28 protein-coding genes and 1 tRNA gene are annotated in these 25,767 nt (G+C 61.2%); 21 read left to right on the top strand and 8 right to left on the bottom strand.

From position 1 onward, the window contains the following. Nucleotides 1–42: 42 nt before the first annotated feature. From WBK19_RS06755 to WBK19_RS06740, 4 genes are all read right to left on the bottom strand, one after another. The gene (locus WBK19_RS06755; protein ID WP_511288125.1) at nucleotides 43–669 is read right to left on the bottom strand and encodes a nucleotide-binding protein; all 627 of its coding nucleotides are present in this window, start codon (nucleotides 667–669) and stop codon (nucleotides 43–45) included. Continuing rightward, a complete protein-coding gene (locus WBK19_RS06750) occupies nucleotides 666–1,991 on the bottom strand; it encodes a TAXI family TRAP transporter solute-binding subunit (protein WP_511288123.1) in 1,326 nt (441 codons plus the stop codon). The genes WBK19_RS06755 and WBK19_RS06750 overlap by 4 nt, the downstream gene beginning before the upstream one ends. Beyond that, nucleotides 1,988–2,962 (bottom strand): quinone oxidoreductase family protein, encoded by a 975-nt coding sequence (locus WBK19_RS06745; RefSeq protein ID WP_511288121.1) that lies wholly within the window; start codon nucleotides 2,960–2,962, stop codon nucleotides 1,988–1,990. Before WBK19_RS06745 ends, WBK19_RS06750 begins: the two co-directional genes overlap by 4 nt. 122 nt (nucleotides 2,963–3,084) lie before the next feature. Next, a complete protein-coding gene (locus WBK19_RS06740; protein ID WP_511288119.1) occupies nucleotides 3,085–5,229 on the bottom strand; it encodes a UvrD-helicase domain-containing protein in 2,145 nt (714 codons plus the stop codon). A gap of 217 nt (nucleotides 5,230–5,446) precedes the next feature. Here WBK19_RS06740 and WBK19_RS06735 point away from each other — a divergent pair, with 217 nt between their 5' ends. The 4 genes from WBK19_RS06735 (at nucleotide 5,447) to holA (ending at nucleotide 10,212) form a co-directional block, all read left to right on the top strand. Then, nucleotides 5,447–5,797 carry a hypothetical protein gene (locus WBK19_RS06735; RefSeq protein WP_511288117.1) on the top strand — a complete coding sequence of 117 codons (351 nt, stop codon included), beginning with the start codon at nucleotides 5,447–5,449 and terminating at the stop codon, nucleotides 5,795–5,797. A gap of 256 nt (nucleotides 5,798–6,053) precedes the next feature. Continuing rightward, nucleotides 6,054–8,666, top strand: coding sequence for a leucine--tRNA ligase (gene leuS / locus WBK19_RS06730; protein WP_511288354.1), 2,613 nt, complete (start codon nucleotides 6,054–6,056; stop codon nucleotides 8,664–8,666). An 11-nt stretch (nucleotides 8,667–8,677) separates the two neighbouring features. After that, nucleotides 8,678–9,205 (top strand): LPS-assembly lipoprotein LptE, encoded by a 528-nt coding sequence (locus WBK19_RS06725; RefSeq protein ID WP_511288115.1) that lies wholly within the window; start codon nucleotides 8,678–8,680, stop codon nucleotides 9,203–9,205. After that, on the top strand, nucleotides 9,205–10,212 hold the full coding sequence (holA, locus tag WBK19_RS06720; RefSeq protein WP_511288113.1) for a DNA polymerase III subunit delta: 1,008 nt from the start codon (nucleotides 9,205–9,207) through the stop codon (nucleotides 10,210–10,212). The genes WBK19_RS06725 and holA overlap by 1 nt, the downstream gene beginning before the upstream one ends. Here the strand turns inward: holA and WBK19_RS06715 are convergent, their stop codons facing one another. Then, nucleotides 10,213–10,464 carry a hypothetical protein gene (locus WBK19_RS06715; RefSeq protein ID WP_511288111.1) on the bottom strand — a complete coding sequence of 84 codons (252 nt, stop codon included), beginning with the start codon at nucleotides 10,462–10,464 and terminating at the stop codon, nucleotides 10,213–10,215. A 113-nt stretch (nucleotides 10,465–10,577) separates the two neighbouring features. Between WBK19_RS06715 and WBK19_RS06710 the strand changes: the two genes are divergently transcribed. The 7 genes from WBK19_RS06710 to WBK19_RS06680 all read left to right on the top strand — a co-directional run bounded on the left by WBK19_RS06710 (nucleotide 10,578) and on the right by WBK19_RS06680 (nucleotide 16,203). Beyond that, nucleotides 10,578–11,834 (top strand): glutamate-5-semialdehyde dehydrogenase, encoded by a 1,257-nt coding sequence (locus WBK19_RS06710; RefSeq protein WP_511288109.1) that lies wholly within the window; start codon nucleotides 10,578–10,580, stop codon nucleotides 11,832–11,834. 74 nt (nucleotides 11,835–11,908) lie between these two features. After that, a complete protein-coding gene (locus WBK19_RS06705; RefSeq protein ID WP_511288107.1) occupies nucleotides 11,909–13,084 on the top strand; it encodes an acyl-CoA dehydrogenase in 1,176 nt (391 codons plus the stop codon). A 49-nt stretch (nucleotides 13,085–13,133) separates the two neighbouring features. Next, a complete protein-coding gene (locus WBK19_RS06700) occupies nucleotides 13,134–13,625 on the top strand; it encodes a methylated-DNA--[protein]-cysteine S-methyltransferase (RefSeq protein WP_511288105.1) in 492 nt (163 codons plus the stop codon). Then, nucleotides 13,603–14,511 (top strand): site-specific tyrosine recombinase XerD, encoded by a 909-nt coding sequence (gene xerD, locus WBK19_RS06695; protein ID WP_511288103.1) that lies wholly within the window; start codon nucleotides 13,603–13,605, stop codon nucleotides 14,509–14,511. Before WBK19_RS06700 ends, xerD begins: the two co-directional genes overlap by 23 nt. Nucleotides 14,512–14,521: 10 nt before the next feature. Further along, a complete protein-coding gene (locus WBK19_RS06690) occupies nucleotides 14,522–14,731 on the top strand; it encodes a hypothetical protein (protein ID WP_511288102.1) in 210 nt (69 codons plus the stop codon). 13 nt (nucleotides 14,732–14,744) lie between these two features. After that, nucleotides 14,745–15,236 (top strand): Cys-tRNA(Pro) deacylase, encoded by a 492-nt coding sequence (ybaK, locus tag WBK19_RS06685; protein ID WP_511288100.1) that lies wholly within the window; start codon nucleotides 14,745–14,747, stop codon nucleotides 15,234–15,236. Nucleotides 15,237–15,327: 91 nt separating this feature from the next. Beyond that, entirely contained in the window at nucleotides 15,328–16,203 is an 876-nt protein-coding gene (locus tag WBK19_RS06680) for a ZIP family metal transporter (RefSeq protein WP_511288098.1), read from the top strand. Between the two features lie 96 nt (nucleotides 16,204–16,299). On the opposite strand, the gene WBK19_RS06675 is transcribed toward WBK19_RS06680, so the two are convergent. Continuing rightward, on the bottom strand, nucleotides 16,300–16,650 hold the full coding sequence (locus tag WBK19_RS06675) for a dihydroneopterin aldolase (RefSeq protein WP_511288096.1): 351 nt from the start codon (nucleotides 16,648–16,650) through the stop codon (nucleotides 16,300–16,302). A gap of 75 nt (nucleotides 16,651–16,725) precedes the next feature. Between WBK19_RS06675 and plsY the strand changes: the two genes are divergently transcribed. The 4 genes from plsY to WBK19_RS06655 all read left to right on the top strand — a co-directional run bounded on the left by plsY (nucleotide 16,726) and on the right by WBK19_RS06655 (nucleotide 18,572). Further along, nucleotides 16,726–17,322: a glycerol-3-phosphate 1-O-acyltransferase PlsY gene (gene plsY / locus WBK19_RS06670; RefSeq protein ID WP_511288094.1), complete on the top strand. Its 597-nt coding sequence runs from the start codon at nucleotides 16,726–16,728 to the stop codon at nucleotides 17,320–17,322. A gap of 324 nt (nucleotides 17,323–17,646) precedes the next feature. Beyond that, entirely contained in the window at nucleotides 17,647–18,147 is a 501-nt protein-coding gene (gene tpx, locus WBK19_RS06665; protein ID WP_511288092.1) for a thiol peroxidase, read from the top strand. An 8-nt stretch (nucleotides 18,148–18,155) separates the two neighbouring features. Continuing rightward, on the top strand, nucleotides 18,156–18,434 hold the full coding sequence (locus WBK19_RS06660; protein ID WP_511288090.1) for an AraC family transcriptional regulator: 279 nt from the start codon (nucleotides 18,156–18,158) through the stop codon (nucleotides 18,432–18,434). A 12-nt stretch (nucleotides 18,435–18,446) separates the two neighbouring features. Continuing rightward, nucleotides 18,447–18,572: a hypothetical protein gene (locus tag WBK19_RS06655; protein ID WP_511288088.1), complete on the top strand. Its 126-nt coding sequence runs from the start codon at nucleotides 18,447–18,449 to the stop codon at nucleotides 18,570–18,572. Nucleotides 18,573–18,604: 32 nt separating this feature from the next. On the opposite strand, the gene tsaD is transcribed toward WBK19_RS06655, so the two are convergent. After that, a complete protein-coding gene (tsaD, locus tag WBK19_RS06650) occupies nucleotides 18,605–19,627 on the bottom strand; it encodes a tRNA (adenosine(37)-N6)-threonylcarbamoyltransferase complex transferase subunit TsaD (protein ID WP_511288086.1) in 1,023 nt (340 codons plus the stop codon). Between the two features lie 138 nt (nucleotides 19,628–19,765). Between tsaD and rpsU the strand changes: the two genes are divergently transcribed. The 5 genes from rpsU to WBK19_RS06625 all read left to right on the top strand — a co-directional run bounded on the left by rpsU (nucleotide 19,766) and on the right by WBK19_RS06625 (nucleotide 24,356). After that, nucleotides 19,766–19,978: a 30S ribosomal protein S21 gene (gene rpsU / locus WBK19_RS06645; RefSeq protein ID WP_226496168.1), complete on the top strand. Its 213-nt coding sequence runs from the start codon at nucleotides 19,766–19,768 to the stop codon at nucleotides 19,976–19,978. 73 nt (nucleotides 19,979–20,051) lie between these two features. Then, on the top strand, nucleotides 20,052–20,498 hold the full coding sequence (locus WBK19_RS06640) for a GatB/YqeY domain-containing protein (RefSeq protein WP_511288084.1): 447 nt from the start codon (nucleotides 20,052–20,054) through the stop codon (nucleotides 20,496–20,498). 15 nt (nucleotides 20,499–20,513) lie between these two features. After that, nucleotides 20,514–22,250, top strand: coding sequence for a DNA primase (dnaG, locus tag WBK19_RS06635; protein ID WP_511288082.1), 1,737 nt, complete (start codon nucleotides 20,514–20,516; stop codon nucleotides 22,248–22,250). 46 nt (nucleotides 22,251–22,296) lie between these two features. Next, nucleotides 22,297–24,273, top strand: a complete 1,977-nt coding sequence (rpoD, locus tag WBK19_RS06630; RefSeq protein WP_511288080.1) for an RNA polymerase sigma factor RpoD — start codon at nucleotides 22,297–22,299, stop codon at nucleotides 24,271–24,273. Nucleotides 24,274–24,279: 6 nt separating this feature from the next. Beyond that, nucleotides 24,280–24,356: transfer RNA gene (locus WBK19_RS06625), tRNA-Ile, on the top strand. Nucleotides 24,357–24,484: 128 nt separating this feature from the next. Here WBK19_RS06625 and WBK19_RS06620 read toward each other — a convergent pair. Further along, entirely contained in the window at nucleotides 24,485–24,934 is a 450-nt protein-coding gene (locus WBK19_RS06620; RefSeq protein WP_511288078.1) for a hypothetical protein, read from the bottom strand. Between the two features lie 557 nt (nucleotides 24,935–25,491). On the opposite strand from WBK19_RS06620, the gene WBK19_RS06615 reads away from it, so the two are divergent. Then, nucleotides 25,492–25,743: a transcriptional regulator gene (locus WBK19_RS06615; protein WP_226403662.1), complete on the top strand. Its 252-nt coding sequence runs from the start codon at nucleotides 25,492–25,494 to the stop codon at nucleotides 25,741–25,743. Nucleotides 25,744–25,767: the final 24 nt, after the last annotated feature.

Genomic DNA, 25,767 nt, shown 5'->3' with positions numbered 1-25,767 from the left:
CGGCTGTTTTTCCCGGTTGACCGTGGAATTGCGCCGAGTCGGTCAGTTGGCGTCGACCCAATTGATGATCGCCTGCCATTGCTCGATATCGCGCTCGGCACGCGACGGCGGCAGGTCGAAAATGGTCATGCCGGCGGCGGTAGCCTGGACATAGGTCTGCGTGTCGCGCAGATAGGCCAGCACCGGCAGCTCGAAGGTGGCGAAGAAGCGTTCCAGTTCGCCGGCGGCGCGCGTTCGCGCATCGACCCGCATGCCGATCACGGCGACGTCGGCCTTGCCCTTGCGGATGGCCTTTTCGGAGAGCAGTTCGGTCAGGAAATGGCGCGTCGCCAGCATGTCGAACATCGACGGCTGGACCGGGACGATGACCCGTGTCGACAATTTGAGGACGCGCTCGAGCATCTTGCCGTGCAGGCCGGCCGGGGTGTCGAGGACGACGTGCGTGGTGCCCTTGGGGGGCCGCGAAATCTTGTCCTCGCCGACCTGCCAGGTGTCGATGGTCGGCAAGGCGAAAGGACGGATGTTCAACCACTCGCGCGACGACTGCTGACGATCGATGTCGCCGAGCATCACCTCGGCCCCCCGGCTGGCGAAATAGCCGGCCAGGTTGGTGGCCAGCGTACTTTTGCCGGAACCGCCCTTGGGATTGGCGACGAGAAATGCCTTCATGCCGAAACTTCCTTTTTATCCAGGATGTGGCGAACCAGATTGACGTGTTCGCGCAGGGTATAGGCCAGATCGGTGAAGCCGAGCGGAATATGCAGTGCACTGGCTTCATCGTCGAGGGCATCAAGCCGGCCGCGGTAGTCGGCGAGCTTGGCCGGATCGAAATGCAGTTTGAGATCGTCCTCGAGGAATTTCAGCTCGCCGTAGATCCGGAAAACCTTGGAGCGCACCCGCCAGTTGTAGATCGCCGGCGCCACCTTGAGCAGCGGGATGAGCAGCACGAAGATCGGGACCAGCATGACGATCAGCCGGTCGACCAGCACAGCCAGCCAGAACGGCAGGTAGCGCTGCAGGAAGGACGGACCGGACTTGAAGTAGCGCTGAGCCTCGGGCGACAACGGCAACATCGGGTCCATGTAGGCAGGGAACTCGCCCGCATCCTGGAAGAAGCCGGTCTTCCCGTGGACCTCGCTGGCCGCCTGCAACAGCAAGGTCTGCAAGGCCGGATGCAGGTCGTCGCGGACGATCAGATTGGCCGTCGGCGCCAGCACCTTGATGTCATCCGGCGGGAAGTCGCGGACCAGATCGGCGACCCCGCGCGGGAAGGTCAGCTTGGTCAGGAAAGGAAAACGGCGCTGATAGGCGCGGTCCTGGGCGAAGCTCATGAGCTTGACGCCGGGCGAGCGGATCAGCACCTGAACCACCGGCGCCGTTTCGGCGGCGATGATGAAGGCAGCGTCGATCCGTCCCTGCTGCAGTTCTTCGGCCGCCGACAGGCCGGCCAGCGGGACCAGATGGGCGCCAGCGGGAATTTCGTTGGCATCGAGCAACTGCTGCGCCAACTGGCGCACCCCGGAGCCTTCCTGGCCGATGGCGATGCGCTTGCCCTTGAGCTCGGTCAGGCGCGTCAGCACCTTGTCACCACGATAGAAGACCCAGACCGGTTCGTAGAAAAGGCTGCCGAGCGAGAGCAGGCCGGATTCGTCCTCGGCGTCGGGATCTTCTTTGGGCGGCACCACGCCGCCCTGAACAAAGCCGATCTGCACCTCATCCTTTTTCAGGCGATCCAGATTTTCCAGCGAGCCGGCCGAGGTCCGGACTTCAAGCGTGATGCCGTTCTTGGCCAAGATGGTCGCGTAGCGCTTGGCGAACTGGTAGTAGGCGCCGCTTTCGGCGCCGGTGCTGATGGCAATTTTCGTCGGTGGCGCCGGTTCGACGAACTGGTAGGCCACCGCGAAGCCGATGCCGGCAAGCAGGACGATCCACCAGGCGGTGGCAAACAGGTCGCGCAGCGAAAGCAGTCCTGCCTTGATTTTGGCCATCATGGCAGCAGAATGGTTGAGCCCGTGGTCTTGCGCGCCTCCAGATCACGATGCGCCTGGGCGGCATCCTTGAGGGCATAGGTCTGGTTGACCTCGATCCTGACCTGGCCGGAGACAACGACATCGAACAGCTCGCTGCCCAGCGCGACGAGATCTTCGCGCTTCGCCGTGTAGTTCATGAGGGTCGGCCGGGTGACAAACAGCGAGCCCTTTTGCGAGAGGACGATCAAATCGAGCGGCGGCACCGGGCCGGAGGCATTGCCGAAGGAAACCATCATGCCCATCGGGCGCAGGCTGTCGAGCGAGCCGGCGAAGGTGTCCTTGCCGACGCCGTCATAGACCACAGCGACGCCTTCGCCGTTGGTGATTTCGCGGACGCGCTGGGCGAAATTCTCGGTGCTGTAGTTGATCACATGGTGGCAACCGTGCGCCTTGGCCAGTTCAGCCTTGGCTGGCGAACCAACGGTGCCGATCACCGTCGCGCCAAGCGCTCGCGCCCACTGGCAGGCGATCAGGCCGACACCGCCGGCCGCTGCCTGGATCAGCACGGCATCGCCAGCTTGTACGCGATAGGTCTTGCGCAGCAGGTAGGCCGCCGTCAGACCTTGCAGCATCATCGCCGCGCCGGTCTCGAACGAAATGGCGTCAGGCTGTTTGAGCAGGCGATGCGCCGGAATGTTGCGAATCTCGGCATAAGCGCCGAGCGGCCCGCCGGCATAGGCGACGCGGTCGCCGACCTTGAGTTCGCTGACGCCCTCACCGACCGCTTCGACCACGCCAGCGCCTTCCATGCCGATGCCGGAAGGCAAGGCGAGCGGATAGAGGCCGGTACGGTGATAGACGTCGATGAAATTGAGGCCGACGGCGTGGTGGCGAACCGTCGCTTCGCCGGCGGCCGGCGCCGGCAGATCGACGGCTTCCCAGGACAGCACTTCCGGGCCGCCGTTTTGGTGAAGGCGAATGGCGTAGGGCATGGTGATCTCCTCGTTATCTGCTTATTTTTGCGAGATAACGAGGTTATCACCGTGCCGGCCGGTGATCTACCGTCCGGCGATTTGAATTTTGGTCATTTTTCCCGGTTGACCGTGGGATTGCCTCAAACCGGCGTCAGCTTGGCGTATTCGAGCGCCAGCCACTTCATGCCGCTGCCGCCGAAGTTGATCTGGACGCGCGCATCGGCGCCGCGCCCTTCGGTCGACACGATGACGCCGATGCCGAACTTGGCGTGCTCGACCGTCTGTCCGATGCGCAGCCCGCCGGCCGCCGCCGGCTCGGCATAACCGCCGCCGAACGAGCCAAAGGCCGGAAAAGCCGCTGCCGGCGCCGCCTTCTTATTGAGTTTGAGCAGCAGTTGCTCGGGGATTTCATCGAGGAAGCTCGACGGCACGCAGTAGCGCGTCTGGCCATGCAGCATGCGGGTTTGCGCGCAGGACACATAAAGGCGCTGGCGGGCGCGAGTGACGGCCACGTACATCAGCCGACGCTCCTCCTCGAGCCCATCCTTGCCGGCGTTGATCGAGTTTTCATGCGGGAACAGACCCTGCTCCAGTCCAGTGATGAAAACCACGTCGAACTCCAGGCCCTTGGCGGCGTGCACCGACATCAGCTGCACCGCCTCCTGCCCCTCGCCGGCCTGATGCTCGCCAGCTTCGAGCGAAGCCAGGGTCAGGAAGGAAACCAGCGCCCCGCCCTCGCCGATGGCGCCTTCATCGTCGATGAAAGTCGCGGCAGCGTTGATCAGTTCGTCGAGATTCTCCAGCCGGTCCTGGCCTTCCTTGTCGGTCCGGTAATGCTGGGCCAGACCGGATTTTTCGATGATGTGCTCGACCATTTCCGGCAGCGGGAGGCCTTCGGTCTCGACGCGCAGCTGCTCGATCAATCGGATAAAGGCACCGACCGTCTGGCCGGACTTGCCGGTCAGCGAAGCGGCCGCGTTGTACAGGCTGGAATTGGTCTGATGTGCCGTGGCCTGGAGGTTTTCGAGCGAACGGGCGCCGATGCCGCGGGTCGGGAAATTGACGACGCGCAGGAAGGCCGTGTCGTCGTCCGGGTTGCCGAGCAGGCGCAGATAAGCCAGGGCGTGCTTGATTTCCTGCCGTTCGAAAAAGCGCAGACCACCATAGACCTTGTACGGCACATTCTTGGTGAACAGCTCGTTTTCGAGCACGCGCGACTGGGCGTTGGAGCGGTAAAGCAGGGCAATCTGCGTCGGCGAGATGCCGTCGCGGACCAGTTCGCGAATTTCCTCGACGACGAAACGCGCCTCGTCGAGATCGGAATAAGCCTCGAAGGCGCGGATCAGCTCGCCCTCGCCGGCATCGGTCCACAAATTCTTGCCCAGGCGCTCGCGGTTATTCTTGATGATGGCGTTGGCGGCAGTCAGGATATTGCCGTGCGAACGGTAGTTCTGTTCGAGCCGGATCACATTGTCGCCCGCGTAATCGCGCTCGAAGTCGCGCATGTTGCCCACTTCGGCGCCACGGAAGGCGTAGATGCTCTGGTCGTCGTCACCGACGGCAAAGACCACGGCACCGCCACCCGCCAGCAGTTTGAGCCAGGCGTACTGCAGCTTGTTGGTGTCCTGCACCTCATCGACGAGGATGTAACGGAAACGATCCTGATAATGTTTGCGCAAAGGTTCATTGCGCTGCAGCAATTCGTAGCAACGCAACAACAATTCGGCGAAATCTACGACGCCTTCGCGGTTGCACTGGGTTTCATATTCGGCGTACAACTCGACACGTTTTTGCGTGTAGTTGTCGTAAACCTCGGCCTGCGCGGCTCGCACGCCCTGCTCTTTATGGGCGTTGATGAAATGGCACAGCTCGCGCGGCGGATACTTCTCGTCATCGACGTTGAGGTTCTTGAGCAGCCGCTTGACCATCGCCAGCTGGTCGGCCGAATCGAGTATCTGGAAGGTCTGCGGCAGCCCGGCCTCGCGGTAATGCGCCCGGAGCAGGCGGTTGCACAAGCCGTGAAAAGTGCCGATCCACATGCCGCGCGTATTGATCGGCACCAGCGACGACAGCCGCGCCGTCATCTCCTTGGCTGCCTTGTTGGTGAAGGTCACCGCCAGCACGCCGTGCGGCCCCACTTGACCGGTCGACATGAGCCACGCAATGCGTGTCGTCAGCACCCGGGTCTTACCACTTCCGGCGCCAGCGAGGATCAGGGCATGAACAGGCGGCAGCGTAACTGCCTGAAGTTGCGGCGAATTCAGGTTTGCAAGGAGATCGGACATGAAGTCTCAAGGTTAAACCGGGCAACACCCGGTCAATTGGTCGGACCAATTAGTTGCGTTTGTACAACGAAAACTACAATTACGTGCATTTTTTCACAGTCACGAACCGAGTGCACACGTATACTTGCCTCAGATATATTGCAGTGCACAAAACTATTAGCCCACAAGGCAGTCTTACCCAACAGTAGCTACCGCTACACAGAGAAGGAGAATCAGCATGAACAGCATGAATGCACCGAAGATCCTGCCATGGATCGCCCGCAAAGCCGGCATCAGTGACGAGCTCGCGCTCAAGCTGTGGCGCCGCGCCGTCAGCGAAGCCGAGTATCTCACCGGCAAAACCGAAGGTTCCGCCTACTGGGGTCTGGCCATCGATCGTTTCCTGGCCATCGTCGAAGACGAAGTCGGCAACGTTCAGTCCTACAATCTGGCTCCCGCCCCCCAGCTTTCCTGGATGTGGCGTCACCAGTCCAGGATGTCCTTGCTTTCCCTTGCAGCAACCCAGAACGCTTACCGTTACTGGCAGAACACCTGGGAAGGCATCTACCAGCAAAAAAAAGCGGCGTGACCGGGCGACAATAAAGTAAGACCCGCGGGTGAGGAGCGTGCAGGCTCCGCACCCGCCGTACCCGGTCACTGACCATCTGTTTGCTGCAGTCGCTCCGTGTCGTTGCGCCCCATCGGGCCTGCTACGGTCGACCGGAAAAAAAGGCAAAAATCAAAAGGCTTGAGGCATGCCTCGCCCTCATCGCCGACGAGTCGGGATCAACCGGTATAATTCGCGGTTACTCTCCGATTCTCAGCGAATGAACCCCGCCATGCCCATGCAGGACAAATACACCCCGGCCGACATCGAGCGCGCCGCCCAGGCCCACTGGAACAAGACCGGCGCCGCCCGCGCCGTCGAAGACACCAGCAAACCAAAGTACTACTGCCTGTCGATGTTCCCGTATCCATCCGGGAAACTGCACATGGGCCACGTCCGCAACTACACCATCGGCGACGTGCTTTCCCGTTTCCACAAGATGCAGGGCTTCAACGTCCTGCAACCGATGGGCTGGGACGCCTTCGGCATGCCGGCCGAAAATGCTGCACTGCAAAATAATGTGCCGCCGGCTGGCTGGACCTACTCCAACATCGATTACATGCGGAAACAGTTGCAGTCGCTCGGCTTCGCCATCGACTGGGAACGCGAGTTCGCCACCTGCACGCCCGAGTACTACCGCTGGGAGCAGTGGCTGTTCACCCGCCTTTACGAAAAGGGCCTGGTTTACAAGAAGCTCGGCACAGTGAACTGGGACCCGGTCGACCACACCGTGCTCGCCAACGAACAGGTCATTGACGGCCGCGGCTGGCGTTCCGGCGCGCTCATAGAAAAGCGCGAGATCCCCATGTATTACATGAAGATCACCGCTTACGCCGAAGAACTGCTGAGCGAACTCGACAACTTGCCGGGCTGGCCCGAACAGGTCCGCCTCATGCAGAAGAACTGGATCGGCAAGAGCACCGGCGTGCGCTTCGCCTTCCCGCTGGCCGACAACGCCGACGAAAAGCTCTGGGTTTTCACCACCCGCGCCGACACCATCATGGGCGTCACCTTCGTCGCTGTCGCCGCCGAACACCCGCTGGCCACCCGCGCTGCGGCCAACAACCCGGAACTTGCCGCCTTCATCGAGGAATGCAAGAAAGGTGGCGTAGCCGAAGCCGACATCGCGACGATGGAAAAGAAGGGCATGCCGACTGGCATCTACGTCAGCCATCCGCTGACCGGCGAACAGGTCGAAGTCTGGGTCGGCAACTACGTGCTGATGAGCTACGGCGACGGCGCCGTGATGGCCGTGCCGGCGCACGACGAGCGCGACTTCGCCTTTGCCCTGAAATACAACCTGCCGATCAAGCAGGTCGTCGCCGTCGACGGCGAAACCGCCTTCAGCCACGAAGCCTGGGCCGAGTGGTACGCCGACAAGCAACGCGGCAAGCTGATCAATTCCGGTAAATACGACGGCCTCGGTTACGAAGCCGCCGTCGACGCCATCGCCGCCGACCTCGCCGCCAAAGACCTTGGCGACAAGAAGGTGCAGTTCCGCCTGCGCGACTGGGGTATTTCGCGCCAGCGTTACTGGGGCTGCCCGATCCCGATCATTCACTGCAAGACCTGTGGCGACGTGCCAGTGCCCGACGACCAATTGCCCGTTGTGCTGCCCGAAAACGTCGAGATCACCGGCGCCGGCTCGCCGCTGGCCAAAATGCCCGAATTCTACGAGTGCAAGTGCCCGAAGTGCGGCGGTGACGCCCGACGCGAAACCGACACCATGGACACTTTCTTCGAGTCGTCCTGGTATTTCCTGCGCTACGCCTGCCCCGACAACACCACGGCCATGGTCGACGAGCGCGTCCAGTACTGGTGCAAGGGCGGCATCGACCAGTACATCGGCGGCATCGAGCACGCCATCCTGCACCTTTTGTACTCGCGCTTCTTCACCAAGCTCATGCGCGACGTCGGCCTGATCGGCGACCTCGGCGAACCGTTCGCCAACCTGCTGACGCAGGGCATGGTCGTTGCCCCGACCTTCTACCGCGATCTCGATGCGGGCAAGAAGCTGTGGATCAACCCGGCTGATGTCGACGTCGTCACCGACGAACGCGGCCGCCCGACCGGCGCCACGCTCAAGGCCGACGGCCTGCCGGTGGTCATCGGCGGCACCGAGAAGATGTCGAAGTCGAAGAACAACGGCGTTGATCCGCAGGCGCTGATCGATCAGTACGGGGCCGACACGGCCCGCCTGTTCATCATGTTCGCCTCACCGCCCGACCAGTCGCTGGAATGGTCCGATGCCGGCGTCGAAGGGGCCTACCGCTTCCTGCGTCGCCTGTGGAAGACGACTTACGACCACGTGCAAGCCGGCCTCGTCGATTCCAAATTTGAGCAAAATTCCCTGTCGACCGTGCAAGCCGATCTTCGTCGCAAATTGCACCAGACCATGAGCAAGGTCGCCGACGACTACGGCCGCCGCAAGCAATTCAACACAGCCATCGCCGCCGTCATGGAGCTGCTCAACGCCTACGACAAGACCGATCTCGCCGACGCCACCGGCCGCCAGCTGGCCCAGGAAACACTGGAAAGCATCGCCCTGCTGCTCTTCCCCATCGTCCCGCACATCGGTCAGGCACTCTACGCCGAGCTGAAGCCGGGTCAGGATGCCGGCGTCCAGCCCTTCCCAAAGGCCGATCCAGCCGCCCTCAAGCAGGACGAGATCGAGCTCATGGTGCAGGTCAACGGCAAGCTGCGCGGCTCCATCCGCGTTGCCGCCGAAGCCGACAAGGCGAGCATCGAAGCCGCTGCGCTGGCCTCCGAAGGCGCCGTCAAGTTCATGGAAGGCAAGCCGGCGAAGAAGGTTGTCGTCGTGCCGGGCCGTCTGGTCAATATCGTCGTCTGAGGAAAGCAGCCATGCGTTCGCCGCTCCGTCTATTGCTCGCCCTGATCATCGCCGCCGCCCTCACCGGCTGCGGTTTCCATCTGCGCGGCGTCGGCAGCGGCAACCTGCCCTACAAGGCGATGTACATCGCCTTGCCGGACACGGCTGACGTCAATATCTGGCTGCAGCGCTACATCAAGGCCAGCGGCAGCACCGAAATTGTCGAAGACGCCAAGGCAGCCGATGCCATCTTCCAGCAACTGGGCGACAACCGGCTGAAAACCATCCTCAGCGTCAATGCCCAGGGCCGGGTGCGCGAATACCGGCTGCAACTGACCTACACCTTCCGGGTCGTCAACCAGAAGGGACAGGTACTGGTTCCGTCCAACGAAGTGGCCCTGACCCGCGACATTTCCTTCGATGACTCGAACATTCTCGCCAAGGATCTTGAAGAAGGCCTGCTCTGGCGGGACATGACCAATGATCTGGTCAACCAGATCATGCGCCGGTTGAGCATCATCAAGCCGAAAAACCCCGACGCAGCAGAAGACAGCGAGTAATGCTGCTCAAGGGCGACCAACTGGCGGGCCATCTCGAACGGGAGTTGCGTCCGCTTTATGTTCTGTACGGCGATGACCCGCTACTCGTCATCGAAGCCGCCGACGCCATCCGCGCCAAATCACGCCAGCAGGGCTACAGCGAACGCGAAGTGCTCACCGTGCTGCCGCAGTTTGACTGGGGAACCTTGCTCGCCGCCGGCGGCAACATGTCGCTGTTCGGCGATAAAAAACTGATCGACCTGCGCGTTCCGACCGGCAAGGTCGGCAAGGAAGGCAGCGCGGCGCTGCAGCAGTGGTGCCAGAACCTGTCGATGGACAACCTGCTGCTCATCACGCTACCCGAACTCGACTGGCGCGAGGAAAAGGCCGTCTGGTTCACCGCCCTGGTCAATGCCGGCGTCGCCATCAAGCTCATGGCGCCGCCGCTGGCCGAGTTGCCGGGCTGGATCGTCGGCCGGCTGCGTCGACAGCAGCAGAGCGCCGACCTCGAAAGTCTCAAGTTCATTGCCGAGCGCGTCGAAGGCAACCTGCTCGCCGCCCATCAGGAAATCCAGAAGCTCGGCCTGCTCTACCCGGCCGGCCAATTGAGTCTGGCGCAGATTCGCGATGCCGTGCTCAATGTCGCCCGCTACGACATCGATGGCCTGCGCGAAGCGCTGCTCTCGGGCGACGTCGCCCGCCTGACCCGGACGCTGGACGGCTTGATGCAGGAAGGCGAAGCGCCGCCGCTGGTGTTATGGGCGATGAGCGAGGAAATCCGGGCGTTGACCATCATTCGGGCCGGCATGGATGCCGGCAAGCCGGTGGACATGCTGCTCAAGGATGCCAAGGTCTGGGGCCCGCGCGCCAACCCGGTCAAAAAAGCGCTGCAACGCTTGTCGACCGCAGCGCTCGAAGCAGCGCTGCAACATGCCGGAAAAATCGACCGACTGGCCAAAGGCATCGGTCACGGCAATATCTGGGAAGAATTCCTGCGGCTCGGCCTGCGCCTCGCCGCGGTTAAATAATCAAGCCGCCTTGGGGTCGGCGGCCTTGTCCTCAGGTGGCGAGTCCGGCTCAAGATCTTCCCAGAGGCAAGTGTGCTCCTGACGCACGTCATGCAGACCAGGCTTGTTTTTCTCCTGCACCAGGCATTCGCCTGAACATTCCTCGGAAACCACCACCAGCTTCATTTCGGCATCCACCTGGCGTTCGCCATCCCAGTAGCTACACGTAGCGCAGACCTTAACCTCGGTCGGCAAAATCAATTTTTCAGCCATCTTGTCCTCGACGGAAAGCCCTATTGTCACTGCGGATAAGAGTTTACCCGGTTCTGGAAGTTCCCGTTTATTTGTCTGGCTATAATGCTCCTTTGCCCGCACGAAAAAACATCATGGACATCAAGCACTACATGCAGACCGTCGGCCGTCAGGCCCGTGCTGCCTCGCGTCGCGTCGCCTCGGCTTCGACGGCCGAAAAGAACGCCGCACTGCTCGCCATCGCCGCTGCCATCCGCCGCGAAAAGTCCGCGCTGATCGCCGCCAACCAGGAAGACCTGGCCGCCGCCCGCGCCGCCGGGCTTGAAACCGCCATGCTCGACCGCCTGACCCTGAGCGAAAAAGGCGTCGACAGCATGGCCGAAGGCGTCGAGCAGGTCGCCAAGCTGCCCGATCCGATTGGCGAGATGGGCGAGTTCAAATACCAGCCGTCCGGCATCCAGGTCGGCAAGATGCGCGTGCCGCTTGGTGTCATTGGCATCATCTACGAAGCCCGCCCGAATGTGACAGCCGACGCCGCGGCGCTCTGCCTGAAATCTGGCAACGCCGCCATCCTGCGTGGCGGCTCGGAAGCCATCCGTTCCAACCGCGCCATCGCCGCACTGGTCCATGAAGGCCTGCAAGCCGCCGGGCTGCCGGCCGATGCCGTGCAGGTCATCGACACCACCGACCGCGCCGCCGTTGGCGAATTGATCACCATGCGCGAGTTCGTCGATGTCATCGTGCCGCGCGGCGGCAAGGGGCTGATCGCCCGCCTGCTGGCCGAATCGCGCGTACCGATGATCCAGCACCTCGACGGCAACTGCCACGTTTACCTCGAAGAGGAAGCCGACCCGAACAAGGCGCTGAAAATCGTCGAGAACGCCAAGACCCAGCGCTACGGCACCTGCAACACGGCCGAATCGCTGCTCGTCGACCGCTCGGTCGCGGCCATGCTGTTGCCGCCGATTGCCCACATGCTGAGCGCCAAGGGCGTCGAGATCCGCGGTTGCGCCGAAACCTGCGCCATCGTGCCGAATGCAATCGCGGCGACGGAAGAGGATTACTACACCGAATTCCTGGCGCCGATCATTTCGGTCAAGGTCGTGGCCGGCATCGACGAAGCTATCGACCACATCAACAAGTACTCGTCGCACCACAGCGAAGCCATCGTCACCGACAACCACCCGAAAGCCATGCGCTTCCTGCGCGAGGTCGACTCGGCCTCGGTCATGATCAACGCCTCGACGCGCTTCGCCGATGGTTTCGAATATGGCCTGGGCGCCGAAATCGGCATCTCGACCGACAAGATCCACGCCCGCGGCCCGGTCGGTCTGGAAGGACTGACCAGCCAGAAATGGATCGTGCTCGGCGACGGACACGTTCGAAGCTGAGCGGACAAGCGCGGCATTCCCTGAAATCCACAAGTCCCCGCGCTGGCGGGGACAACTTTTTCCGGAGCAAGCAGATGGCCAAACCCTCCTTCACCTGGGAAGACCCCTTCCTCCTCGACAGCCAACTGGCCGCCGACGAGCGGCAAGTCCGCAATGCCGCCCGCGACTTCGCGCAAAAGGCGCTCAAGCCACGCATCCGCGATGCCTTCCGCAATGAAACGACTGACCCGGCGATCTACCGCGAAATGGGTGACATGGGCCTGCTCGGCGCCACGCTGCCGCCGCAGTTCGGCGGTGCCGGACTGAATTACGTCTCCTACGGACTGATCGCACGCGAGGTCGAGTCGGTCGATTCGGCCTACCGCACGTTGCTCAGCGTCCAGTCCTCGCTGGTCATGCTGCCGATTTACGAATTCGGCTCCGACGAACAAAAAGAGAAATACCTCAAGAAGCTCGGCAAGGGCGAGTTGATCGGCTGCTTCGGGCTGACCGAGCCCGATTCCGGCTCCGACCCGGCCAGCGCGACCAGTGTGGCGCGCAGCGTACCGGGTGGCTGGAAGCTGTCCGGGCGCAAGACGTGGATTACCAACTCGCCGATGGCCGACATTTTCATCGTCTGGGCCAAGGATGACGCCGGTGCCTTGCGCGGCTTCATCCTTGAAAAGGGCATGGCCGGGCTGTCGGCGCCGGTCATTAACGGCAAGGTCAGCCTGCGCGCCTCGATCACCGGCGACATCGTGATGGACGAAGTTTTTGTTCCCACCGAGAACCAGCTGCCCAAAGCCAGCGGCCTCAAGGGGCCGTTTACCTGCCTCAACTCAGCCCGTTTCGGCATTTCATGGGGCGCCCTCGGCGCAGCGGAAGCCTGCTGGCACACGGCACGGCAATACACGCTGGAGCGTCTGCAGTTCGGCAGGCCGCTCGCCGCGACCCAATTGATCCAGAAAAAACTGGTCGACATGCAGACCGAAATCGCCCTGGGCATCCAGGGTGCACTCCGCCTCGGCCGCATGATGGACGATGGTAGCGCGACGCCGGAACTGGTCTCGCTGATGAAGCGCAACAGCACCGGCAAGGCGCTGGAAATCGCCCGCAACGCGCGCGACATGCTCGGCGGCAACGGCATTTCGGATGAATTCGGTGTCATCCGCCACATGGTCAATCTCGAATCGGTCACCACCTACGAAGGCACGCACGATGTGCACGCGCTGATCCTCGGCCGCGCCCAGACAGGCATGTCGGCTTTTTGAATTTTGGCCGTTTTTTCCGGTCGACCGTAGCATTGACCATGGAGGCATCATGAAAACCAACGCCTATCAAGCCATCGTCGCCGCGCCTGGATTCTCGCTCGGCGTGCAGTGCAGCGACGACGAAATCACCGGCATAGATTTCCTCGAACCGCGCCCGGAACAAGCTCCGACGAAGCCGCTGGCGGTCGAAGCTGTACGCCAGCTCAAGTCCTACATCGCCGATCCGGGTTTTGTCTTTGGCCTGCCACTGCGCCCGGCCGGCACGACTTTCCAGCGCCGCGTCTGGGAACAGATTTCGGCCATCCCGACCGGGCAAACACACACCTACGGCGAAGTGGCGAAGAACCTCAAAAACGCACCGCGCGCCGTCGGCCAGGCTTGTGGCGCCAATCCCTATCCGGTTGTCGTGCCCTGCCATCGCGTCGTTGCCACCGGTGGCGCGGGTGACAAAAAACTCGGCGGGTTTGCCCGTGAACGTGGCGGCTTCCTGCTCGATGTCAAACGCTGGCTGCTGACCCATGAAAACAGCCTCCCCGGCTGACCTCGCCGAGATCGACAATTTCTGCGACGCCCTGTGGCTGGAAGACGGTCTGGCCAAGGCGACGCTGAACAGCTATCGCTCCGACCTTGGCCGACTGTCCCTGTGGCTCGCCAATAACGCCCACGAGCCGCTGCTTGACCTGCGTGAAACGACGCTGACCGGCTTCATTGCCGACCTCTCGAAGCAAACCCGCGCCACCTCGCAGGCCCGCTACCTGTCCACGTTGCGCCGCTTCTACCGCTGGCAGCTTGGCCGCGGCCGCATCGTCGCCGACCCGACGCTCAAGCTAGCTAACCCGAGCCGTCCGTCACGCCTGCCCAAGGTGATGTCGGAAAAACAGGTCGAAGCCCTGCTCGACGCCCCCGACCTCGACACCCCGCTCGGCCTGCGCGACCGCGCCATGCTCGAAACAATCTACGCCACCGGCTTGCGCGTCTCGGAACTGGTCGGCCTTCGCCTGCACGAAGTCAGCCTCGCCGACGGCGTGTTGCGCGCGCTCGGCAAGGGCAGCAAGGAGCGCCTCGTGCCGCTCGGCCAGTTGGCCATCGAGTGGATTCAGCGCTACCTCAAGGAAGCACGGCCCAACATCCTGAACGGCCAGCAGAGCGACGACCTGTTCGTCACTGCCCGCGGCAGCGCCATGACCCGCCAGGCCTTCTGGCAACTGATCAAGCGCTATGCCCTGATCGCCGGCATCGCCCCGGAAAAACTCTCGCCGCACGTCCTGCGCCACGCCTTCGCCACCCACCTGCTCAACCACGGCGCCGACCTGCGCGTCGTCCAGCTTTTGCTCGGCCACGCCGATATCTCGACGACGCAGATTTACACCCACGTTGCCCGCGAACGGCTCAAGACGCTGCACGCCGTGCATCACCCGCGCGGCTGAGAGGGACCCCATGTCATCGCCACGTTGCAGCCAGTGCACCCATTATTTCATCACCCATGAACTACCGTTCCGCTATGGTTGTCGCGCCCTCGACTTCAAAAGCCGGCGCACGCCCGAGTTCGATGTGATCGCCTCCTCTGGGCAAGCCTGCCTCTATTTCGAGCCCAAAGCACCGGCAAATCAGCCTCAGTCGGTGTATAAAATTAATCCCGGATACTGAACTTGACACCCCCATGAGCAAACTTGAACACGCCCCCGAAACGCAAGCCACCAAGTTCCTCAAGGCAAACAAGGTGGCCTTCTCGACCCATCTCTACGATTACGAGGAACACGGCGGCACCAAGGTGTCGGCGCGCGAACTCAACGTCGATGAACATGCAGTCGTCAAAACCCTGGTTTTCGAGGACGAGAACGCCAGGCCGCTCATCGTCCTCATGCACGGCGACTGCAAGGTTTCGACCAAGGAGCTGGCGCGGCAGATCGGCTGCAAGAAGGTCGAGCCGTGCAAACCGGAAGTCGCCAACCGCCACACCGGCTTTCTCGTCGGCGGCACCAGCCCGTTCGGCACCAAGAAGGCGATGCCGGTGCATATCGAAAGAACCATCCTCGACCTGCCGCTGATCTACATCAACGGCGGAAAACGCGGCTTTCTCGTCGGCGTCCATCCGCACGACATCCTGCACACACTGCAGCCAAAGGTGGTCGAGGCAGCACTCAAGGGCTGATTGCCAATGACAATCGTCAGTATTTAAGCAATCGATTGGCACTATAGCCCTGTGGTTCGTAAAGTGGCACTCAAGACAAAGGAGCGCCACCATGACCCAACTCGTTATCCAGCACTACGCCCGGCCGACTACCCGTCGCCATCTGTGGATCGGCATGGCGATGGCCGTTGTTGCCATCGCCTTCGGCATCGAACAGGCGGCCCAATGGCTGGCTGCCCATCCGATGGCCGCCAAGGGGCTTGAAGCCAGCCTGCTCGCTGGTGCAGCGACCGGCCTCGGCGCCATTCCCGTGCTCATGCTCCGCCGTCCGTCGGAACGCCTGATGGCCCCGATGCTCGGTTTGGCTGGCGGCATGATGCTCGCCGCCAGCCTTTTCTCGCTCCTCGTCCCGGCCGTGCAGACGGTGATGGCCAGCGACGCCGTGTGGTCGCTCGGTATCGCCACAGCCGGCGCCTTGCTGGCCGGCGTCGCGGCCATGCAGATGCTGGATCGCCGCTTGCCGCACGAGCATGTCGAAGAAGTCGAAAGCAGCGGCATGCAGCCCAACGTCGCCCTCGTCGTCGCCGCCATCGCCATTCACAACGTGCCGGAAGGCTTGGCGGTGGGCATCGCAGCAGCGGCCGGGGCCGACCACGGCATGAGCCTCGGCATCGCCTTGCAGAACATCCCGGAAGGCTGGATCGTCGCCAGCGCCATGGTGGCGCTCGGTGCCGCGCCCTTGCGGGCGGCCTTGATCGCGCTGGGCACCGGTCTCGTCGAACCGGTCGGCGGCTTGTTCGGGGTCATCGCCAGCACGATGGCCGGCGCTGCTTTGCCGATGGCACTGGCCGCAGCGGCCGGGGCGATGCTCTGGGTGGTCAGCCACGAAATGATTCCAGCCTCGCACCAGCCGGGTCGAGTCGGCGCCGGGACGGCCGGCCTGGCCGCCGGTTTTGCCGTGATGACAGTCCTGGCGGCGGCGTTTTGAGCCGGTTTTAGCCGGGAAAAGCCATTCCCACGGTCAACCAGAAAAAAGCCTCAAAAATTGAAATGCCCCTCGCCCTCTGGTAAGGGGCAAAAACTCTCAGAGCGAGCGTTCGATAATCACGCCGACGCGCTTGACGCCCGGCATCATGCCGAGCTTGGCGACGGACACCCGCACCCAATGGACGGCAAAGGTTTCCAGCACGTAGCTGGCCACATGCTCAGCCAGGGCCTCGATCAGATTGAAATGGACAGCCGACAGATCGGTCCGCAGACGGTCGACGACCACGGAATAATCGACCGTGTCGCGAATATCGTCGCTGGCCCCAGCCGAGGCTGTCGATACGCCGATCTGCAGTGAAATTTCGACCGTCTGCGGCATCGCCTTTTCACGCGGATAGATGCCTATCCAGGTTTCGGCGCGCAGTTCTTCGAGGAAAATGATGTCCATAGGGCGGTCGACCGCAGCAGCGGTGTAAAATTTGGCGCGATTGTACCCCAGCGACCAAAGTCACCTAAGCAACCCATGCAAATAGCCCTCGCCCTCGTTGCCGCCTACCTTCTCGGCTCCGTTCCTTTCGCCATGATTTCCTCGAAGCTCTTCGGCCTGGCCGACCCGCGCACCTACGGTTCGGGCAATCCCGGCGCCACCAACGTGCTGCGCAGCGGCAACAAGAAGGCCGCGCTATTCACCCTGATCGGCGATGCGCTCAAGGGCTGGGCCGCCGTCTTCATCGCCGAGCAGATGGGCTTTTCGAACACCGTCATCGGCCTCGTCGCGCTCGCCGTCTTCCTCGGCCACCTCTACCCGGTTTTCCTCAAATTCAAGGGCGGCAAGGGCGTCGCCACCGCGGCCGGCGTCCTTATTGCGCTCGACCCGCTGCTCGGCCTCGCCGTCGCCGGCACCTGGCTGTTCATGGCCTATGCCTTCCGCTATTCATCGCTGGCCGCCGTCGTCGCCGCCGCCATGGCCCCGGTCATTTCCGTCCTGATGCACGGCGGGAACGGCCAGACGGTCGTCGTCGGCATCCTCGGCATGGCCCTGATCGGCAAGCATTGGCAGAACATCCAGCGCCTGATGGCCGGCCAGGAATCGAAAATTGGCAGCAAGAAAAAGGCGTGAGGCCAAGGTCTCGCCCCAACAACGCCGGTTCGCCGGCATTTTTTTCGTCGACGCGATAGCCAATCCCAATCCGTCACATTCGATCAATCGATTGGATCAATAAATCTGCGCTGCCTACACTGAGTCCATCAGGTCATCACGACCCGAATCACTTCAGGAGGCCACCATGATTTCGAATTTCATTGATCGCTGGTTCGACGAGCTGTTGGCATGGCAACCCTGCGTCGACATCCTGGCGACCCTGCCCGACAACTTCTGAGCAATGAACCAAAGCGGAGCGCCCCCGTCAAACGGTGCCTCCGTTCTCAAAACCAAGGAAACCGCATGACCCAGACAGTCACACTCGGCGGCAACGCCATCACCATCGCCGGTAAATTCCCGCAAATAGGCTACACGGCCCCCGCCTTCTCGCTCGTCGCCAAGGATCTCTCCGACATCGCCCTCGCCAGCTTTGCCGGCAAGCGCAAGATCCTCAATATTTTCCCGAGCATCGACACGCCGACCTGCGCCATGTCGGTCCGCCAGTTCAACGCCAAGGCCAATACGCTGCCGAACGCCGTCGTCCTGTGCATCTCGGCCGACCTGCCCTTCGCCCAGGCCCGCTTTTGCGGCACCGAAGGCCTCGATAACGTCGTCACCCTGTCCACCCTGCGCGGCAGCGAGTTCATCGAAGCCTACGGCGTCGCCATCACCAGCGGCCCGCTGGCCGGGCTGACCGCCCGCGCCGTCGTCGTCCTCGACGAAAACGACAAGGTCATCCACAGCGAACTGGTCAGCGAAATCAAGAACGAACCCGATTACGCCGCCGCCCTGGCCGCCCTCTAAGCCAAGCCATGCGTTCAGGCACCTTCGATGAATTCGAAGCACAAGCCCTCGCCGAAGGATTCGACGAGGTGCTTGAACGCAGCTGGCCGGCTGATGCCGTGCTCGATGCGCACACCCATCCGTTCGCCGTAAAGGCCAGGGTCGTGCGCGGCGACATGTGGCTGACCGTCGGCACTGACACACGTCACCTCAAAGCCGGCGACGACTTTGCGCTGGAGCGCGAGGAGCAGCATGCCGAACGCTACGGCAACGCCGGCGCTACCTACTGGGTGGCCCGTCGGAACTGAACGGAGGCCACCATGGGCAAAAAATGCTGCAAGCGCCATCCGCCGTGTAAAGACTGCCCGAAGCTGAAAAAAACACAAGAAAAAGGGCATTGCCACGGTCAACCGGAAATTTTGGCCAATTCTCAAATCGCCGCCTGACGGCGACCTTCAAACCTTCCGGTAACGGGCGATCAGCGCAGCAGTTCGCTCAGCGGCCAGCGCGGCTGAATGGCGAAGCTACCCGCCGCTTTGGCCGGCGTCCCGGCCTGCAAACGCAGGCAACCGGCCAGCGCGATCATCGCGCCGTTGTCGGTACAGAATTCCAGCTCCGGGTAATAAACGCTGAACCGCTTGCGCCTCGCCTCGTCGTCGAGCGTCGCCCGCAACTGCTTGTTGGCGCCAACACCGCCGGCCACCACCAGTTGCTTGAGCCCGGTCTGCTTCATCGCCTTGAGCGACTTCTTGACCAGCACCTCGACGATGGCTTCCTGAAATGCCCGCGCCGCATCGGCCTTGAACGTATCGGTCATCTCGTCGGCGTGCTCGCGCACCAGCGTCAACACGGCCGTCTTCAGCCCCGAGAAGCTGAAACTCAGATCGCCCGAATGCAGCATCGGCCGCGGCAATTCATAAACCCCCGGCGTACCTGATTCAGCCAACTTCGACAGCAAGGCCCCACCCGGATACGGCAAGCCGAGCAATTTGGCGCTCTTGTCGAAAGCCTCACCCGCCGCATCATCAAGCGTTTCGCCGAGCAGTTCGTACTCGCCGACGCCAGTCACCCGCATCAATTGCGTGTGACCGCCAGAAACCAGCAAAGCGACGAATGGAAAGGTCGGCGGCGTAGCTGACAACAGCGGCGACAGCAAATGTCCTTCGAGGTGATGCACCGGAATGGTCGGCTTGTCGATGGCCAGCGCCAGCGCTTCGGCAAAGGCGCAGCCTACGAGCAGCGCACCGGCCAGACCCGGGCCACGCGTGTAGGCCACGGCATCGACATCATCCAGCGTCCGCTTACCCTGCGCCAGCGCCTCGCGCAGCAAGGGAACAACGCGCCGAATATGATCGCGCGAGGCCAGTTCCGGCACCACGCCGCCGTACTCGGCATGCATCGCCACCTGCGAATGAAGGGTGTGCGACAAGAGGCCGGCGGCGCTGTCGTAGAGCGCAACACCCGTTTCGTCGCAGGAGGATTCAATGCCAAGAACTAACATGGCGCGGATTTTAACACTTGGAACAACATGGTTTTCTCGCATATACTTATGGGCTACCCGCAAACTCTGCGGAACAAAATTTGCGCGCACTGCCTTTTACTTGACCTGGCAGGCGCCTAACGGAAGGGGGTGATTTATATGCCAAACGTTCGTGTCAAGGAAAATGAGCCGTTCGAAGTTGCTATCCGCCGCTTCAAGCGCACCGTCGAAAAAACGGGTCTGCTGACCGAGCTGCGCGCCCGTGAGTTTTACGAAAAGCCCACCGCCGAGCGCAAGCGTAAGGCTGCCGCTGCTGTCAAACGCCAGCACAAGCGCCTCCGTAGCCTGACCCTGCCGCCGAAACTTTTCTAATCAGAAAAATTTCGCAGCACAAAAGAGCCGCCCGCCCAACAGCTGGCGGCTCTTTGCTTTAAGAAAGCCAAAAATGAGTTTGAAAGCACGTATCACCGAAGACATGAAGTCGGCCATGAAGGCCAAGGAAACGGCCAAGCTGAGCGCAATTCGTCTGCTGCTCGCCGCCCTCAAGCAAAAGGAAGTCGACGAACGCGTCGAACTTGATGATGCAGAAGTCGTCGCCATCATCGAAAAGCTGACCAAGCAGCGCAAGGACAGCTTCACCCAATACGAAGCCGCCGGCCGCCAGGAACTGGCCGACGCGGAAAAATTTGAAATCGCCGTCCTAGCCGTCTACCTGCCGGAAAAAATGAGCACCGAGGAAACCGCCGCCGCCGTCGCCGCCGCCGTTGCTGCAACCGGCGCCAAAGGTCCGGCCGACATGGGCAAACTGATGGCCGTACTCAAGCCGCAACTTGCCGGCAAGGCCGACATGGCCGAGGTATCGAAACTGGTCAAAGCGGCGCTCGCCGGTTAAGCAGCGAGGCACGTCGTGATTCCGGATTCCTTTATCCAGGATCTGCTGGCCCGGGTCGACATTGTTGACCTGGTGGATGGCTACGTGCCGCTCAAGAAAGCCGGCGCCAACTACGCCGCCTGCTGCCCTTTCCACAACGAAAAGTCACCGTCCTTCACGGTCAGCCCGACCAAGCAGTTCTACCACTGCTTCGGTTGCGGCGCGCACGGCACGGCAATCAGCTTCGTCATGGAATACCAGGGACTCGGTTTCGTCGATGCCGTCAAGGACCTCGCCACACGCGCCGGCATGCAGGTGCCGGAAAGCGAAGGGCGCAGCTTCAAGGATGAAAAGCCCGGCCAGACTCGCACGCTGATCGACATCATGGCGCGCGCCGCCCATTATTACAAAGACCAGCTCAAGGCCTCGCCACGCGCCATCGAATATTGCAAGAAACGCGGGTTGACCGGAGAAATCGCCGCCCGCTTCGGCATGGGCTACGCCCCGGATGGCTGGCAGAACCTGCAGGAAGTTTTCCCCGACTACAATGCCGACGAACTGAAAATAGCCGGACTGGTCATCGAAAACGAGTCCGGCCGCCGCTACGACCGCTTCCGCGACCGCCTGATGATTCCGATCATCAACCCGAAAGGCGAAATCATCGCCTTCGGTGGCCGGATCATCGACCAGGGCGAACCGAAATACCTCAACTCGCCGGAAACACCGCTGTTCGAAAAAGGCCGCGAACTGTTCGGCCTGCCGCAAGCCCGTCAGGCCCTGCGCGAAACCGATACCGCCATCGTCACCGAAGGCTACATGGACGTCATCGCCTTGGCCCAGAACGGCGTCGGCAATGCCGTCGCCACGCTCGGCACGGCAACGACCGCCACCCACGTCACCAAGCTGCTGCGCCAGGTCGACCGCATCGTTTTCTGCTTCGATGGCGACAACGCCGGTCGTAAAGCAGCGTGGCGCGCCCTGGAAAACTCGCTGGAAGCGCTTGCCGACAACAAGCGCCTGGCCTTCATCTTCCTGCCGCAGGAACATGACCCCGACAGCTACATCCGCGAATTCGGCAAGGAACAGTTCGACCGGCAGGTCATCCAGGCCATGCCGCTCTCCGAATTCCTGCTGAGCGAACTACGCCAACGCTGCGACCTGAGTAGTTCGGAGGGCAAAGCCCAACTAATCTACGAAGCCAAGCCGCTGCTGCTCAAGCTGCCAACGCCCCTGCTCCGCCTGCAGTTGGTCAAGCGTCTGGCCGAAGCCAGCGGCTTTGCCCAGGGCGAAGTCGAACGCCTGTGCGAACTCAAATCCTACACGCCAGTTGCCCCGCCCCGGGCCAAGCGGACCGCCCCGTCGCTGACCCGCAACCTGCTGCGCATTGTGTTGCACAAGCCACAACTGGCCAGCCAACTGCCAATAGATCTTCTGCCCGACACACCTGAGCGCGCTGCGCTGGTTCGCCTGCACGACTTGGTCAACGCCAACGACGAAACCAGCAGCTATGCCGGGTTGCGTGAGCAACTGCGCGGCCAGCCCGAGGAAAGCATGATCGAAAACGCGGCCTCGGAACTTCTCGGCCAACCGTTTGACGAAGATGAAGCAGACGAAGAGTTTCGCGACACCCTCGATAAATTGCAGGAAGGCGGCCAGAAACGCGCCTTTGCCGAATTGCAGGCGAAAGCTCATCAATTCGGGGTGGCCGGACTCAGCGCTGCGGAAAAAATGGCTTACATACAGCTACTCAGCAAGCAAGCGAATCGCAGCTAAGTTGTGGTAAAATTTATGGTTTTCTCGAATTCTATGGATCGTGTTCATGGCTAAGGCAAAAGACCCCGTTAAGGAAGCCCCGAAGGCTCGCATCAGCAAGGCCAAGGAGAAGGCAGCCGAGAAGGCGCTGCTGCAAGGCCAGATGGCTGAAGTTCCCGAACCGCTCGACGCCGAAGCGCGCAAGACGCGCCTCAAGACGCTGATCAAGCTCGGCAAGGAACGTGGCTACCTGACCTACGCCGAGATCAACGACCACCTGCCGGACGATGTCGTCGACGCGGAAAGTATCGAAGCGATCATTTCGACGTTCAGCGAAATGAGCATCCAGGTTTTCGACGAAGCGCCGGCTGCCGAAGACCTCCTGATGTCCGACACCGCCGCGGTTGCTGCCGACGACGAAGAAGTCGAAGCGCAAGCCGAACAGGCGTTGTCCACCGTCGATTCCGAATTTGGTCGCACCACCGATCCGGTCCGCATGTACATGCGCGAAATGGGCACGGTTGAACTCCTCACCCGCGAAGGCGAAATCGAGATTGCTAAGCGCATCGAGGAAGGCCTGAAGCACATGATCCAGGCGATTTCCGCCTGCCCGACGACGATTACCGACATTCTCGACATGGCTGCCAAGGTCGAAAATGACGAGATGCGTATCGACGAACTGGTCGACGGGCTGATCGACCCGAACGCCACAGAAGAAGTCGCCGCGGCCCCCGAAATGCCCGAAGCCGAGGAAGAGGAAGCGGACGACGAGGATGAAGACGGCGAAGGTGGCGCTGCCGGCGCTGCATCCGCCTCGCTGCTGCAACTCAAGACCGATGCCCTGGAGCGCTTCAAGGCCATCAAGAGCGTGCACGCCAAGATGCAGAAGCTGCTGTCGAGCAAGGGGCCGCATGACAAGGCCTACCTCAAGCTGCAGCAACAGATTTCCGATGAACTGCTCAACATCCGCTTCACCTCGCGCTCGATTGAACGCCTGTGCGACAGCGTGCGCGGCATGGTCGAACAAATTCGTGGTTCCGAGCGCAAGATTCAGCAAATCTGTGTCGACCGCGTCAAGATGCCGCGTCCGCACTTCATCCAGACCTTCCCGGGCAAGGAAACGACGCTCGAGTGGGTGGACGGCGAAATCGCCTCCGCCCCCAAGACCTATCTCGCCATCCTGACCCGCAGCGCGCCGGACATCAAGGAAGAGCAGAAGAAGCTGATCGCCCTCCAGGATCGCATCGGCATTCCGCTCAAGGACCTCAAGGACATCAACAAGCAGATGTCCACCGGCGAAGCCAAGGCGCGTCGGGCCAAGCGCGAAATGACCGAGGCCAACCTCCGTCTGGTCATCTCGATCGCCAAGAAATACACCAACCGCGGCCTGCAGTTCCTCGACCTTATTCAGGAAGGCAACATCGGCCTGATGAAGGCGGTGGACAAGTTCGAATACCGCCGCGGCTACAAGTTCTCGACCTACGCCACGTGGTGGATCCGTCAAGCCATTACCCGCTCCATCGCCGACCAGGCGCGGACCATCCGCATCCCGGTGCACATGATCGAAACGATCAACAAGATGAACCGGATCAGCCGCCAGATCCTGCAGGAAACGGGTGCCGAACCCGATCCGGCAACGCTGGCCAAGAAGATGGACATGCCGGAAGACAAGATCCGCAAGATCATGAAGATTTCCAAGGAGCCAATCTCCATGGAAACCCCGATCGGCGATGACGATGACTCCCATCTTGGCGATTTCATCGAAGATCAACTGACGCTGGCGCCGGCCGATGCAGCCATGTACTCCAGCCTGCGCGGCGTTACCAAGGAAATTCTCGACACCCTGACGACGAGGGAAGCCAAGGTCCTGCGCATGCGCTTCGGCATTGAAATGAACACCGACCACACGCTGGAAGAAGTCGGCAAGCAGTTCGATGTCACCCGCGAACGTATCCGTCAAATAGAAGCAAAGGCGCTGCGCAAGCTGCGTCATCCGACCCGTTCCGACAAGCTGCGTAGCTTCCTGGACCAGAACGGCAACTAAGTTTCCGGGCCTGTAGCTCAGTTGGTTAGAGCAGAGGACTCATAATCCTTTGGTCCACGGTTCAAGTCCGTGCAGGCCCACCATAAAAATAAGGGGTTACAGAAATGTAACCCCTTTTTCTTTGCCTACGGTTCAACAGGACTACTCCAAGGCTATGCTCATCTCAGTGTGACGACCGGGACGTCCCGCCCTATTTTTCGAAAAATATGCCTCAGTTTATTGCTGTGGGAACGAAGCGGCCGCTCCAGCCCTGAGTTTCGATTTGCAACTGATTTGATATGCGACGGCGCAATGTAAAAACACCTCCGTTGGCAATTGCGAGGCTTAACATCCAATTCGCGGCAGGCCCCAAAACTATCTGCTCTTTGGACATCCGTGCCTCAAGATCAAACCCTGTTTTGCAGATTACACCGGAGATTTCAGCCCATAACCCGTCGCCCGTCTTGATGAATTCGAGCAATAGTTTCCCATTGCGCTCGATGATCGACACCACCATCGGCTTTCCATCATTCATCGAGATTTCTGCCCAGCGATTGGGAAAAATGGGGTCGCCAGCCAAAATGCGGAGTTCTTTAATTGTCGACGCGCAGCCAGAACCATCATCTGCATGAGCACCGACCGAGAGCAGGAGCAAGACAATTGCGATGCATGAACCGCGCATATTCAACGCCTATGGGCAAGGCCACAGTATGCCAACCTGGTGTTACCGCACGCTTACAGTAAGACTTCAATTCCGTCGCACCCCTCTCCGCCCAAGCAGTAGGTTATTGGTCCCGCTTGCAGGAAAACACCTATCCCTCATGCGACTTTGCCATCCATCATCGCCATCAAATCATTTTTCGGCTGAAGGTTCGGTATTTCGGTCGGCCACAAAATTTCTGCACTGCTTTGAATTTGATCGATTTTTGCCAATAAAAACTAGCGGATGAAAGTAATCAGGCTCGGCAAGCCGGTTCGGTATATAATGCCGGGTTCGGCACAGCACGGAAAATCCTTTAGGAATCTTGAACTTCGCAAGGCAAATATGCCAAATGAAATACTCTCAGAATCCTTTGGTCCACGGCTCAAATCCGTGCAGGCCCACCAATGAGCGGTTCTGCGACCTAGCCTCCGGGGTTGGTCGCATGTTTTAGAAGTACCCGGTAGGCACTTCGGCGAAAGCCCCGTTGCTAAGACGAAGTGGCAGGTTTTTTAGGCATTTTTGTAAAGGCATTCGACATGAATACAGAATCCATCCTCACGCACCTCAAGAAGCACGGCCAATTGCTCGATGCTGATATTGCGAAAGGCACAGGCATTGCATTGTCGGATGTTCGTACATCGATCCTCGAACTGTCAGCCCAAAAAGCCATTTCGGTGTGCAGCATGACGACGTTCAAGAATGGCACGCCGACCGAAGGCATGTTCTGCCGCGTTTCCGGCTACATGCCATCCGCCGCTCCGGGCCGCAAGCCGGGCGTCAAGACCTGAGGAAAAGGGTCAGCCTGTGGCTGG

It is taken from the genome of Azonexus sp. (assembly GCF_049652925.1).
Lineage (GTDB): Bacteria > Pseudomonadota > Gammaproteobacteria > Burkholderiales > Rhodocyclaceae > Azonexus.
This window is presented reverse-complemented; position numbering and strand designations above follow the sequence as displayed.

What these genes read in the sequence shown, in the direction of transcription:
- WBK19_RS06755 (WP_511288125.1), bottom strand. Translation starts at nt 669, where the DNA reads ATGAAGGCATTTCTCGTCGCCAATCCCAAGGGCGGTTCCGGCAAAAGT.
- WBK19_RS06750 (WP_511288123.1), bottom strand. Translation starts at nt 1,991, where the DNA reads ATGATGGCCAAAATCAAGGCAGGACTGCTTTCGCTGCGCGACCTGTTT.
- WBK19_RS06745 (WP_511288121.1), bottom strand. Translation starts at nt 2,962, where the DNA reads ATGCCCTACGCCATTCGCCTTCACCAAAACGGCGGCCCGGAAGTGCTG.
- WBK19_RS06740 (WP_511288119.1), bottom strand. Translation starts at nt 5,229, where the DNA reads ATGTCCGATCTCCTTGCAAACCTGAATTCGCCGCAACTTCAGGCAGTT.
- WBK19_RS06735 (WP_511288117.1), top strand. Translation starts at nt 5,447, where the DNA reads ATGAACAGCATGAATGCACCGAAGATCCTGCCATGGATCGCCCGCAAA.
- leuS (WP_511288354.1), top strand. Translation starts at nt 6,054, where the DNA reads ATGCAGGACAAATACACCCCGGCCGACATCGAGCGCGCCGCCCAGGCC.
- WBK19_RS06725 (WP_511288115.1), top strand. Translation starts at nt 8,678, where the DNA reads ATGCGTTCGCCGCTCCGTCTATTGCTCGCCCTGATCATCGCCGCCGCC.
- holA (WP_511288113.1), top strand. Translation starts at nt 9,205, where the DNA reads ATGCTGCTCAAGGGCGACCAACTGGCGGGCCATCTCGAACGGGAGTTG.
- WBK19_RS06715 (WP_511288111.1), bottom strand. Translation starts at nt 10,464, where the DNA reads ATGGCTGAAAAATTGATTTTGCCGACCGAGGTTAAGGTCTGCGCTACG.
- WBK19_RS06710 (WP_511288109.1), top strand. Translation starts at nt 10,578, where the DNA reads ATGGACATCAAGCACTACATGCAGACCGTCGGCCGTCAGGCCCGTGCT.
- WBK19_RS06705 (WP_511288107.1), top strand. Translation starts at nt 11,909, where the DNA reads ATGGCCAAACCCTCCTTCACCTGGGAAGACCCCTTCCTCCTCGACAGC.
- WBK19_RS06700 (WP_511288105.1), top strand. Translation starts at nt 13,134, where the DNA reads ATGAAAACCAACGCCTATCAAGCCATCGTCGCCGCGCCTGGATTCTCG.
- xerD (WP_511288103.1), top strand. Translation starts at nt 13,603, where the DNA reads ATGAAAACAGCCTCCCCGGCTGACCTCGCCGAGATCGACAATTTCTGC.
- WBK19_RS06690 (WP_511288102.1), top strand. Translation starts at nt 14,522, where the DNA reads ATGTCATCGCCACGTTGCAGCCAGTGCACCCATTATTTCATCACCCAT.
- ybaK (WP_511288100.1), top strand. Translation starts at nt 14,745, where the DNA reads ATGAGCAAACTTGAACACGCCCCCGAAACGCAAGCCACCAAGTTCCTC.
- WBK19_RS06680 (WP_511288098.1), top strand. Translation starts at nt 15,328, where the DNA reads ATGACCCAACTCGTTATCCAGCACTACGCCCGGCCGACTACCCGTCGC.
- WBK19_RS06675 (WP_511288096.1), bottom strand. Translation starts at nt 16,650, where the DNA reads ATGGACATCATTTTCCTCGAAGAACTGCGCGCCGAAACCTGGATAGGC.
- plsY (WP_511288094.1), top strand. Translation starts at nt 16,726, where the DNA reads ATGCAAATAGCCCTCGCCCTCGTTGCCGCCTACCTTCTCGGCTCCGTT.
- tpx (WP_511288092.1), top strand. Translation starts at nt 17,647, where the DNA reads ATGACCCAGACAGTCACACTCGGCGGCAACGCCATCACCATCGCCGGT.
- WBK19_RS06660 (WP_511288090.1), top strand. Translation starts at nt 18,156, where the DNA reads ATGCGTTCAGGCACCTTCGATGAATTCGAAGCACAAGCCCTCGCCGAA.
- WBK19_RS06655 (WP_511288088.1), top strand. Translation starts at nt 18,447, where the DNA reads ATGGGCAAAAAATGCTGCAAGCGCCATCCGCCGTGTAAAGACTGCCCG.
- tsaD (WP_511288086.1), bottom strand. Translation starts at nt 19,627, where the DNA reads ATGTTAGTTCTTGGCATTGAATCCTCCTGCGACGAAACGGGTGTTGCG.
- rpsU (WP_226496168.1), top strand. Translation starts at nt 19,766, where the DNA reads ATGCCAAACGTTCGTGTCAAGGAAAATGAGCCGTTCGAAGTTGCTATC.
- WBK19_RS06640 (WP_511288084.1), top strand. Translation starts at nt 20,052, where the DNA reads ATGAGTTTGAAAGCACGTATCACCGAAGACATGAAGTCGGCCATGAAG.
- rpoD (WP_511288080.1), top strand. Translation starts at nt 22,297, where the DNA reads ATGGCTAAGGCAAAAGACCCCGTTAAGGAAGCCCCGAAGGCTCGCATC.
- WBK19_RS06620 (WP_511288078.1), bottom strand. Translation starts at nt 24,934, where the DNA reads ATGCGCGGTTCATGCATCGCAATTGTCTTGCTCCTGCTCTCGGTCGGT.
- WBK19_RS06615 (WP_226403662.1), top strand. Translation starts at nt 25,492, where the DNA reads ATGAATACAGAATCCATCCTCACGCACCTCAAGAAGCACGGCCAATTG.